Here is a 12160-nt window from a genome sequence, read left to right as displayed (position 1 = left end):
CAATGGTACAAGCATAAAAAAAGCCTCCCAAATTTGGAAGGCTTTCTGTATAGTTTTAAACAGCTATTATTTTTTAGCGTGTTTAGCATATTTAGTTTTGAATTTATCAATACGTCCTGCAGTATCGATAAGTTTAGATTTACCAGTATAAAAAGGGTGAGATGTTCTAGAAATCTCCATTTTTACAACTGGATACTCAACTCCGTCAACTTCAATTGTTTCTTTTGTATCTGCAGTAGATTTAGTGATAAAAACTTCGTCGTTTGACATGTCTTTAAATGCAACTAATCTGTAATTTTCTGGGTGAATTCCTTTTTTCATCTTGTTTTTTATTTATTGTTTGGAGTATCTTTATTTTGAAGCTTTTTCATGGTTAGAAAAAGGTGTAAACAACTAATACTCTTTTTGTTTAAAAATTTAATTATTTTTGAGTGTGCAAATTTACAATTCTTTTTTAATAATCAAATCTTTAGCACACTTTTTTTTAGTTTATTTCGAAAAGCTTTTTTTATCTCCGATTATAGTCGGAATTACTATATTTGTGGATTAATTAAATATAACTTTATGGATGTAAAAGTATCTCCTGCCAAGTCAGGCACACATTACGGTGTTTTGTTCGGTGTTATTATGATTTTAGAGTTTGTGATCATGTATGTAATTGGCATGAAATCACTAGTAAATACAAGCGCTGGAACAATTGTAAACATAGCCAATTATCTTGTCCTGCCTCTCCTATTCATATACTTAGGCTGTAATAATTACAAAAAAAACATCAACAATGGGTTTATATCCTTTTCTGAATGTTTAAAAACAGGAGTTTCCATTACAGTTATTGCCGGCTTAACATATGCTGTTTTCAGTGTGATCTTTAATTTTATATTTCCTGATTTTATCAATGAAATGCTGGACATCACAAAAGAACAAATGCTTACTCAAAACCCGAATATGACAGCAAAAGAACTAGAAATGGGTCTTGGCATGGTTAAAAAATTCATGAATCCATTAATTGTTTTTCCAGTAACACTTGTCATGTATTCATTAATTGGGTTAATATACTCCTTAATAATTGGAGCAATCGTTAAGAATGACAAACCTTAAAAAGTCTATAATAAAACATAAATGAATTTATCTATACTTATACCGCTTCTAAATGAGGAGGAATCACTGCAGGAACTCTATACATGGATTATAAAAGTGATGCAATCTAATAATTATTCTTATGAAATCATTTTTGTAGATGATGGAAGTACAGATAATTCGTGGTCAATTATTGAAGGTTTTTCGAATACAGATCCGAATGTAAAAGGAATTCGCTTTATGAAGAATTTCGGAAAATCTCAGGCGCTGCACGCTGGTTTTGCAAAAGCTAAAGGCGATGTAATTATTACAATGGATGCCGATTTACAAGACAGTCCAGACGAAATTCCAGAATTGTATGATATGATTACTGCTCAGAAATTTGATTTGGTTTCGGGCTGGAAGAAAAAACGTTACGATTCTGTTGTGGCCAAAAACCTTCCGTCTAAATTATTCAACTGGGCGGCTAGAAAAACTTCTGGCGTTGAGTTAAATGACTTTAACTGCGGCTTAAAAGCGTACAAAAATGTTGTGGTAAAAAACATCGAGGTTTCTGGCGAAATGCACCGCTACATTCCCGTTCTGGCAAAAAATGCCGGATTTGGAAAAATCGGCGAAAAAGTGGTGATTCACCAAGCTAGAAAATACGGGGAGACCAAATTTGGAATGGAGCGTTTTATAAACGGTTTTCTCGATTTAATAACAATTTGGTTTTTATCACGTTTCGGAAAAAGACCGATGCACTTATTTGGCGCAATGGGTTCTATAATGTTTATCATCGGATTTCTATCTGCAGGATATATTGGTGTTTCAAAATTATACCATATGTATAATGGAATGAGATATACCCTGGTAACCAACAATCCGTGGTTTTACATTGCTTTGACCACAATGATTTTAGGGACACAGCTTTTCCTTGCCGGATTTTTAGGCGAAATCATTTTAAGAACAAAAAATAATGAAGAACGCTATAAAGTAGCCCGAGAAGTTAATTTTTAACCCGAATTAGAACAAAAAAATCTTTTTTGAGTTAATCTAACTTTCAAACAAAAGCTATCTTTATTCAAACATAAAAAAAATTTACATGAATATTGCTCCTAATATATTAGATGCAGTCAATGAGTGGTTAACCCCAACATTTGATCAAGAAACACAGGCGGCTGTTAAAGATTTAATGACAACGTCTCCAAAAGAACTTGAAGAAAGTTTTTACAAAAACTTAGAATTTGGCACTGGCGGTATGCGCGGTGTAATGGGCGTTGGAAACAACAGAATCAACAAATATACACTTGGAAAAAACACGCAGGGATTATCTGATTATCTGCATGAAGTTTTTCCAAATCAAACTATAAAAGTGGTTATTGCTTATGATTGTCGTCATAACAGTAATACTTTGGCAAAAGTTGTAGCAGATGTTTTTTCTGCTAATGGAATTCAGGTGTATTTGTTTTCAGACTTACGTCCAACGCCAGAATTGTCTTTTGCACTTAAATATTTAGGCTGTCAGTGCGGTATTGTTCTAACAGCTTCACACAATCCGCCAGAATATAATGGTTATAAAGTGTATTGGGAAGACGGCGGACAAATTGTGCCTCCACAGGATGCTGCCATTATCAATGTAATCGAAAGTTTAAGCTACGATAAAATCAAATTTAATGCGAACGACAGTTTGATTAAATACATTGATATCGAAATTGACAAAGCTTTTGTACAATCGTCTGTCGATAATGCAAGCTTTAATACTCCAGCTGCAGCCAAAGACAATCTGCATATTGTATTTACTTCACTGCACGGAACTTCTATAAAATCTATTCCTGATACTTTGTCTCAGGCAGGTTATAATAATGTACATATTGTTCCGGAACAAGCTGTTCCAGACGGAAATTTCCCAACAGTCAAATCTCCAAATCCAGAAGAACCAGAAGCTTTGACTATGGCCCTTGCTTTGGCAGATAAAACGAATTCTGATATTGTTGTTGGAACGGATCCTGACTGTGATCGTTTGGGAGTTGCCGTGAGAAACAACGACGGAAAAATGATTCTCTTAAACGGAAATCAGACGATGGTTTTAATGACTTCTTTCTTATTGAAACAATGGAAAAAAGCTGGTAAACTTAACGGAAAACAATTTGTAGGCTCAACTATTGTTTCGACTCCAATGATTATGGAATTGGCGACAAGCTATGGCGTAGAATGCAAAGTAGGCTTAACAGGCTTTAAATGGATTGCTAAAATGATCAAAGATTTCCCTGAGCTTGAGTTCATCGGCGGCGGAGAGGAAAGTTTCGGATTTATGGTAGGCGACGCTGTAAGAGATAAAGATGCTGTAGCGGCTACTTTATTAATCTGCGAAATTGCCGCTCAGGCAAAAGCTGCAGGAAGTTCTGTTTACAAAGAGTTAATTCAGCTTTATGTAGAAAATGGGTTCTATAAAGAGTATTTGGTTTCTTTAACTAAAAAAGGAATGGAAGGGCTGGAAGAAATTAATCAGATGATGATTAATTTACGTCAAAATCCTTTAAAAGAAATTAACGGAGAAAGAGTCATTATGGTTGAAGATTATCAATCTTCTACTGCTTTGAATTTATTGACGAATGAAGAATCGGCAATGGATATCCCGAAATCTAATGTGTTAATTTACTACACGGCAGACGGATCTAAAATCTGTGCAAGACCAAGCGGAACGGAGCCAAAAATCAAATTCTATATCAGCGTAAATGCCGAATTAGAATCGGTTTCGGATTTTGATGAAGCGGAAAGTTTCTTAGATCAAAAAATACAAAATATTATTGCGGACATGCAATTAAATTAATTCTACAATTACAATTGCGGAAACAATGTTTCCGCAATTGACAATTTCGATATTTTAAACTCTGATTAACATTCTCGAAATGCTAATCAGAGTTTTTTTTTATAAAAAAAAGCAAAAAGAAATTGAAAATACCCTAATTGGATTAATTTTGTCCAATGAAAATTTACATGACAAATTACGTGTCAGCATACACAAAAGAGTCATTTCCCAAAGAAAAACAATATCAAAAAAATAAATGAGTAATTTTAAAAAAATAGTTCCTTTTATATATCCATATAAAAAATACGCGTTCTTAAACATCTTTTTTAATGTTTTGTATGCATTGTTCAGTACTTTATCTTTTATGTCACTAATTCCTATGATACAGGTTTTATTTGATCAGACTAAAAGAAATACCGTAAAGCCAGTTTACGAAGGATTGCTGCACATTAAGACTTACGCAGAAAATTATTTAAGCTACTTTGTAACCCATACTACAGACGAATATGGTGTCGGCCGTACCCTATCAATCATGGTAGCGGTGATTATTAGTATATTTTTACTAAAAAACCTGGTAGATTATCTGGCCATGTTTTTTATTAATTTTTTAAGAAACGGAGTTTTAAGAGACATGCGTAACGCCATGTATAAAAAAACGCTGGAATTGCCTTTAGCATTTTATTCCGAAAAAAGAAAAGGAGACGTAATTTCCAGAATTTCCGCAGACGTAAACGAGGTACAAACATCGTTTTTAGCTATTTTGGAGCTAATCGTAAAGGAACCATTAACGATAGTTTTTACAATTGCAGCGATGCTTTTCATTAGTCCAAAACTTACTTTGTTTGTATTTATTTTTATTCCGGTTTCAGGCTACATCATTTCTTTGATCGGAAAACAGCTTAAAAAACAATCTTCAAAAGCACAACAGGAACAAGGTCATTTTCTTTCTACGATTGAAGAAACCATTGGAGGATTAAAAGTGGTAAAAGGTTATAATTCTGAAAATTATTTCAATACCATTTTTCAGAATTCAACCGAAAGATTTTTTAAATTATCAAACAGTATTGGAAACCGTCAAAACTTAGCTTCACCAGCCAGTGAATTTATGGGAATTACGGTAATTGCCATTTTACTTTGGTACGGCGGTCAAATGGTTTTGATTGACAAAACTCTTGACGGCGCTTCTTTTATTGCCTATATGGGATTGGCTTACAATATTCTTACACCTGCAAAAGCAATCTCTAAAGCTTCTTATGGAGTAAAAAGAGGAAATGCAGCAGCAGAACGCGTCTTAGAAGTTCTAGAGCAGGAAAATCCGATTACGGATAAAGAAAAAGCAATTGAAAAAGACTCTTTTGATCACAATATCGACATTCAAAACATCAACTTTAAATATGAAGAAGAAAATGTTTTAAAAGATTTCTCTCTTCAAATTAAAAAAGGACAAACTGTGGCTTTGGTGGGGCAATCTGGAAGCGGAAAAAGTACAATTGCCAATTTATTGACTCGTTTTTATGATGTAAACGAAGGAACAATTTCTATTGACGGAATCAACATCAAGGACATGACGTTACATTCTCTTCGCGGCTTAATGGGATTGGTTACTCAAGATAGTATTTTGTTTAATGATACTATTAAAGCAAATATTTCTTTAGGAAAACTAGACGCAACAGACGACGAAATTATCGAAGCTTTGAAAATTGCAAATGCATACGAGTTCGTAAAAGATCTTCCGAAAGGAATTTATACTAATATCGGAGACAGCGGTAACAAACTTTCTGGCGGACAAAAGCAGCGTTTATCTATTGCGCGTGCGGTATTAAAAAACCCTCCAATTATGATTTTGGATGAAGCAACATCGGCATTGGATACAGAAAGCGAAAAATTTGTACAGGTTGCGCTTGACAACATGATGCAGAAGAGAACTTCAATCGTAATTGCACACCGACTTTCTACAATTCAAAAAGCAGATGTTATTGTGGTAATGCAAAAAGGAAAAATCGTAGAACAAGGAACCCACGACGAACTTATTGAACGCAACGGAATGTATAATAAATTGGTTACTATGCAGTCTTTTGAATCGTAAAAAACGAATCGAATCCTAAATATCGGCACAGATTAAGGAAATATTAAACTCTGTTTAATTTCTTTAATCTGTGTTTATTTTTTATAACTTTAGGTTCGTTATTAATCTTTCAGGAATGTATCTTAACAACCCTAATCTAAATCTTCCAGACGATCCCGATACCATTGTTTGGAAATATCTTGACTTGTCAAAATTTCTTGATTTATTACTTTCGAAGAAACTATTCATGTCCCGGTCTGATAAATTTGAGGATCAATACGAAGGTACATTCAGCGAACCGACTTACGAAGAGATCAAAAAATTGGCCGCGGATAATCCGGAGTTTTTACAATATTATAAAACGCAAAGAGAGCAGGTTGCCGTAAGCAGCTGGCACATTAACGAATATGAATCTTTTGCGATGTGGCAGATTTTTACACAAAACAGCGAAGGAATCGCTATTCAGTCTACTATCAGCAGATTACAGAAAGCCGTAAAACCCGAAAATAACTTTGATCAATATATAGGCGAAGTCAATTATATCGATTACAAGAAAGAATACATTCCGTTTGATGATTTGTTCTTTCCGTTTTTATTCAAACGAAAAAGTTTTCAATACGAGCGCGAAGTACGTATTCTCACGGATACTTCAAAAAGCAATTTAAAATTAAACGACGGTTTAAAAATCAATGTAGACATCAATCAGCTGATCGAAAAAATTTACATTCACCCTAAATCCGAAAACTGGTATAAAAAACTCGTCATCGAATTGGTACAACGTTTGGGCTTTGATTTTGAAATCGAAAAATCGGATTTGGAAAGTGATATTTTGATCTGAGGGTTTGAGGTTCTGAGGTTCTGAGGTACTGAGGTTCTGAGGTTCTGAGGTTCTGAGGTTCTGAGGCGCTAAGTTTTTAAGGTTCTCAGATAATGAGTCTGTTTAGCTGCCGATTAAAGATTTTTTTCATTCTAAAAATAATAAAGCCTGTTAAAAAAGTTTTTTTTTAACAGGCTTTACATTTATATCTAAAGTCTTAGCATCTCAGAACCTTAGCACCTTAGAACCTTAAATAGGTTTATAACTTTTAACTTCCCATTTTTTAGAAGCGAGATCAATATAATTGTAGTGTAAAACGTCATTTTTATCGAATTGACCGTTTTGGTTGGTATCTTCAATAGTTCTAAAATACAAACGGTTTTTAGATTCTACCAAACTCCAGTCAACTAATTCCTGAAGATCTGCTGAGACTTTTGTAAAATTCTCTCCACTGACATTACTTAAATACAACGTTTTAATATCACCCGTATCTATTTTTCCGTCTTTATTGGTATCAGAATCTGTCAGCGTGTACACCATCACTTTGTTCTGTGTTCTATCTGCAACGGTTTTTAAATAAGTTGCTGTTAAGATCAAAACAGGTTTATCTGAAAGCGGTTTTATAGAATCGGAATCTATTTTTTGGAATTTTAAATTATGAAGGTAACCTGTGATTTCATATTCGCCTAAATTCGAAATATTAAAACTCACATCGTTTACGCTCGACGAACCAAATCTTGATTTTGCCCCTCTTTCGTAAACTCTCAAATCTCCAACGGGATGAATCAGGTAATTGGTACCTTCCATCTGAATCGGCAGATCTGCAATTTCAATCTGTGAAGAATCAGCTTTTACAGAAACGTTAGTTTTGTTACTGGCATCATAAATTACTTTTGGTTTCTGAACTTCTTCACGACAGCTTACTGCCATAGCAATGGAAGCAAAAGCGATATATTTAAAATACTTTTTCATTTACATTAATTCTATTCGATTATCAAATATACTCTTTTTGGTTGTAATTTTCTTTTTTATTGAATTTTACTAGGGCGAAGATGTTAATTAAAACGATTCCTAAATAACCTAAAAACAAAATCAAGTTATTCTTAACTAATGCTATAATGTTTTCAAATTGTTTTTTTCTTTCTTCTTCCAAAAGATCTTCCTCACTCATATCCAAGTATTGAAGACCACATACAAAATTCTTAACTTTAGATTTTTTAGGTTTAGGCATCATTAGAACCAAAAAATCATCTTTGTACGGCATATAATATGGCATTTTTTCAAGTTCAAGAATTTCTAAAACCTTAACATAAACCTCGTACTTTGCTTTTTTATCCAAATGAATTTTAATTCCATTTACGGTATCATTCTCCTTATTTAATTTTCTTAACGCAAATTGAAGGTTTTTTATTTTTTTATGTTCTAAATTTAAAGAATTATTAAAGTCAATAATTCGATAATTTCTTTTGACTGCTAAAAACTTCTCGGTCATAACAGAATCTGGGGGACTATAAAACTTTATAGCTCCTTCAATTCTAAAAGCATTTACTTTATAAAAATGATACAAACAAAACAATGGAATTAAAACCAGCGAAATCATTCCCAGAACGTAAAAAATTCTTCTTCTTTTTGTTCTTTCTTTTGTCATAAATAGCGCTGTCTGTTGAATTTTACTAAAACGAAAACATTAAGAAGTACAAGCCCAACAAACCCTAAAGAAATAAACTTCCATTTTTCTTTAACAAAAGCAGCCTGAAATTGAAAGGCTTCATCTTCTTTCTTCTGTTTGGCTTTAAAATAAGCTTCTTGTCTCATTAATTCTCCTGTACCACAATTCATACGAACATATGTAGTATCTTTTTTAACTTTTTTTGGTGTGTTTCTGGCGGCAAAAATGTAAACATCATTTCCATCTATTCCCCAAACTGGAGCTTCCACTTCATTTAAAATATCTATAGTTTTAATAAAAGTCTCATAGTGCATTTTAGGACCATAATGTAATTTTACTCCATTAATAGTATCTCTAGCCTTTATTAAATTCTGCAAATACAGTCTTACATTTTTAAGCTGCTCTTTTGTTTTCGATTCATTTTCATTAAAATCAAAAACTTTATATTCTCTTAGAGACGCAAATTTATACTTGGCAAAATAATCTTTCTCATATGGCATACTAATATTAATACTTCCATAAACTTTGAAAGCATCCACTTTATAAAAATGATACAAACAAAACAAAGGAATCAAAACCAAAGAAATCATTCCCGGAACGTAAAAAATTCTTCTTCTTTTTGTTCTTTCTTTTGTCATAAATAACGATGTCTATTTAGTCTTACTAAAGCAAAAATATTCACAATAGAGAGACAGAAATAACCTAAAAATAAAATCCAGTTCTTTTTTAGCAAAGCGATATTGCGTTCTAGTTGTGCTTTTCGTTCTTGTTCTAAAAAATATTCCTTATTAACTGCTTCATAACCGCATGTTATTAAATGTATTTTTCCCGAATATGTTTTTTTGGGTTTGGTCCTACCCAAGATATACATATCGTTATCAAATTGCACCCAGTTGGCCTCGGTTTCTTCTAAAGCAATATTTATGATTTCAACATAAGTATCATAATCCACTTTTGCACCGACGTGAACTTTAGCACCATTAATCGTGTCGTATTTTTTATATAAATCCCGAACAAAAAAACGCAGTTCCTTTAATTGACTCTTTTCTTTAGATTTTTCACTATTAAATCGAAACAATTTATATTTCCGTATTTTTTCAATTCCCTCTTTTTTAATATCTCCTTCTTTGCTTGGAAATGAAACACTAATAGAGCTGTAAACCTTAAAAGCATCAATTTTATAAAAATGATACAAACAAAACAAAGGAATCAAAACCAGAGAAATCATTCCTGGCACGTAAAAAAGCCGCTTTCTTTTTTTTTGTTTTTCGATCATAATCTCGCGTTCAGCTTGATATTAAAAACCCTCGAAGTCATATAATTCGGAATTGCATATTGGCTTTTTGAGTAAACGTCGCGCACCCAAGTATTGGTAATCGCGTTTTGATTATTAAACAAATTAAAAATCTCAACACCTACTGCCAATTCTTTAAAGTTTTTAAGCCAATTGGCTTTTTTTGCCGTTCTGGTACTCGCGTCGATAAAGACTTTTGAAAAACCAATATCGGCACGACGGTAATCTTTTAATCGGTTTTGATACAAATAAGGATCAGAATAAGCTGGAGCCCCACCCGGAAGTCCGGTATTGTAAACTAAATTCAGATATACTTTTACACTCGGTATGTTGGGCATATAATCCTGAAACAACATTGCAAACTTCAAACGCTGATCTGTCGGTCTGGCGATATACCCTTTGTCTTCATAATTTTCTTCGGTTTTCAAATACCCAAAACTAACCCAAGATTCGGTTCCGGGAACAAATTCTCCGTTCAGTCTAAAATCCAAACCTTGCGCGTATGCTTTTGCATTATTATTGGCCATGTAACGAATTCGGACATTATCTATAGAATAGACATTAACATCAGAAAGCGATTTATAATAGATTTCGGTTACCCATTTAAACGGGCGGTTCCACATTTTGAAGTTATAATCATTTCCTAAAACCACATTTATAGATTGCTGCGCTTTTACATTTGGATTTACTTCTCCATCCAAATCCCGAAGTTCTCTATAAAACGGAGGCTGGTAATACAATCCGCCTGAAAGCCTAAAAACCACATCTTTCTCCCAATCTGGTTTAATGGCAAACTGTCCTCTCGGACTTACCACAGTTTGCATTTTTCCTTCTTCTGCCGCTCCAGAAACATTCCAGCTTTGAAAACGCACTCCCAAAGAATACCAAATCTGACTGGAACCTAAATCAGACTGTTTATTCCATTGTGCGTAACCTGAAAATCGATTGATAGTATTAAAATTTGCAGCACGAACATTTTGATACGGTAAAAGCGGTCCCGTATAAGGTTCGTAAGGCTGATTATTTTTAGGAATAATCACAATTGGCGGATTAATTGAAAATCCCGCCGAGTCGATTACCTCCCATTCTACCACGCGATCGCGAATAGATTCTCTAGTATATTTTAAACCAAATTCTAACTGGCTTTCTTTCCAATCCTTAAAACCTTTCAATTCGATATTAGCAATTAAAGCATCTAAATCGTTTCGAGCATGATTTAACTGCGAACCAATACCGCGGGTAAATTCTACATCTTCTATACTTGTTGCTTCGTCTGCATTGGCATTTCCGAGACGGTATTGCGCCAAGATATCAAAATGCTCTTTTTCTGTAGTATGAAATAAAGAAGTGATTAATTTTAAGGTAAGATCGGGAGCTGCTCTGTAAGTTGTTTTAAGGGCTCCAAAATAAGTGTCGTATTGGTCTTTTTCCTGTCCCTCATAATAAATCGCCAGTGCCATCGGCTGGTCAATTGTTCCGAATTTTGTTTCGCGCGTTAATGGCCCATACAAATATTTGTTCTGCGAAATATTGCCCAGAAAACTCATCTGCCATTTTTCAGAAATATCATAGTTGACACTTGTCTGAGCGTCTACAAAAGTCGGCGTATAATTAGTTTGTGTATCTTGACTGTTTACCAATAAGCTGTTATTTCTATAACGAACTCCGGTTACGGCAGACCATTTTTTGTTTTTTGAAACCAAATCTACAGAAGCGCTTGCTCCCAAAAAACTGGCTTCAAGTGAAGCTCCAAATTCTGTTGGTTTTCTATAGGTAATATCTAAAACAGACGATAATTTATCACCAAATTTTGCCTGAAAACCGCCTGCAGAAAAATCTACGTTCTGCACTAAATCGGTATTGGTAAAACTCAAGCCCTCCTGCTGGCCCGATCGAATTAAAAACGGACGATAAACTTCGACTTCATTTACATAGACTAAGTTTTCGTCATAATTTCCGCCTCGAACCATGTATTGTGTACTGAATTCGTTGTTCGAATTTACTCCCGGCAGGGTTTTTAAAATATTCTCTATTCCTGCATTGGCTCCCGGAATCCTTTTTATTGTTGCAGGATCTATAGTTGTAATACCCTGAACTCGTTTTTTATTGCGAGACGAAACAAAAACTTCCCCCATTTGTTCTTCAGAATTGTTCATTACAGGATTAAAAACAAAAATTTCGTTTGGTTTTAATGTCACTGTCAAACTCATCATTTTTAGAGAAACGTGCGTAAAAATCAAGGAAACTTTTTTGTTTGCCGGAACTTCAATTTCAAAAAAACCATCAGCATCAGACTGAACGGTTTTCCCCTGCAAAGATACGTTCACATTTGCAACAGTATGTTTTTCCGAATCGACGATGATACCTTTGATACGCGCGTTTTGAGCTAATGTGATACAGCTGAAAAATAAAAATAGAAAAGCGAATATAAACCTATTACAATTCAA

The 12160-nt window shown here is 33.9% G+C and carries 11 protein-coding genes; 5 read left to right on the top strand and 6 right to left on the bottom strand.

From position 1 onward, the window contains the following. Nucleotides 1-66: 66 nt before the first annotated feature. Nucleotides 67-321, bottom strand: a complete 255-nt coding sequence (locus tag C4F50_RS23895; RefSeq protein ID WP_008464817.1) for a type B 50S ribosomal protein L31 — start codon at nt 319-321, stop codon at nt 67-69. A 243-nt stretch (nt 322-564) separates the two neighbouring features. Between C4F50_RS23895 and C4F50_RS23890 the strand changes: the two genes are divergently transcribed. From C4F50_RS23890 to C4F50_RS23870, 5 genes are all read left to right on the top strand, one after another. Further along, complete coding sequence (locus tag C4F50_RS23890) at nt 565-1098, top strand: DUF4199 domain-containing protein (protein WP_194141143.1); 534 nt, start codon at nt 565-567, stop codon at nt 1096-1098. A gap of 21 nt (nt 1099-1119) precedes the next feature. Beyond that, entirely contained in the window at nt 1120-2076 is a 957-nt protein-coding gene (locus C4F50_RS23885; RefSeq protein ID WP_194141142.1) for a glycosyltransferase family 2 protein, read from the top strand. An 85-nt stretch (nt 2077-2161) separates the two neighbouring features. Next, nucleotides 2162-3889: a phospho-sugar mutase gene (locus C4F50_RS23880; protein WP_194141141.1), complete on the top strand. Its 1728-nt coding sequence runs from the start codon at nt 2162-2164 to the stop codon at nt 3887-3889. A gap of 235 nt (nt 3890-4124) precedes the next feature. Then, a complete protein-coding gene (locus tag C4F50_RS23875; RefSeq protein WP_194141140.1) occupies nt 4125-5954 on the top strand; it encodes an ABC transporter ATP-binding protein in 1830 nt (609 codons plus the stop codon). 115 nt (nt 5955-6069) lie between these two features. After that, nucleotides 6070-6771: a DUF2971 domain-containing protein gene (locus tag C4F50_RS23870; protein ID WP_194141139.1), complete on the top strand. Its 702-nt coding sequence runs from the start codon at nt 6070-6072 to the stop codon at nt 6769-6771. A gap of 228 nt (nt 6772-6999) precedes the next feature. Here the strand turns inward: C4F50_RS23870 and C4F50_RS23865 are convergent, their stop codons facing one another. Genes C4F50_RS23865 through C4F50_RS23845 form a run of 5 tightly spaced genes read right to left on the bottom strand, consistent with a single transcriptional unit; the run spans nt 7000 to nt 12160 of the window. Beyond that, nucleotides 7000-7722 carry a CREC-EF hand family protein gene (locus C4F50_RS23865; protein WP_194141138.1) on the bottom strand — a complete coding sequence of 241 codons (723 nt, stop codon included), beginning with the start codon at nt 7720-7722 and terminating at the stop codon, nt 7000-7002. A gap of 22 nt (nt 7723-7744) precedes the next feature. Continuing rightward, nucleotides 7745-8398 (bottom strand): hypothetical protein, encoded by a 654-nt coding sequence (locus C4F50_RS23860; protein WP_194141137.1) that lies wholly within the window; start codon nt 8396-8398, stop codon nt 7745-7747. Then, nucleotides 8395-9057 (bottom strand): hypothetical protein, encoded by a 663-nt coding sequence (locus tag C4F50_RS23855; RefSeq protein WP_194141136.1) that lies wholly within the window; start codon nt 9055-9057, stop codon nt 8395-8397. The genes C4F50_RS23860 and C4F50_RS23855 overlap by 4 nt, the downstream gene beginning before the upstream one ends. Next, a complete protein-coding gene (locus C4F50_RS23850) occupies nt 9054-9695 on the bottom strand; it encodes a hypothetical protein (RefSeq protein WP_194141135.1) in 642 nt (213 codons plus the stop codon). Before C4F50_RS23850 ends, C4F50_RS23855 begins: the two co-directional genes overlap by 4 nt. Next, nucleotides 9692-12160: a TonB-dependent receptor gene (locus tag C4F50_RS23845; protein WP_194141134.1), complete on the bottom strand. Its 2469-nt coding sequence runs from the start codon at nt 12158-12160 to the stop codon at nt 9692-9694. The genes C4F50_RS23850 and C4F50_RS23845 overlap by 4 nt, the downstream gene beginning before the upstream one ends.

Source organism: Flavobacterium hungaricum (assembly GCF_015182285.1).
Taxonomy (GTDB): Bacteria; Bacteroidota; Bacteroidia; order Flavobacteriales; family Flavobacteriaceae; genus Flavobacterium; species Flavobacterium hungaricum.
Note: the sequence above shows the minus strand (reverse complement) of the source record. Positions and strands in the feature narration are given on the sequence as shown.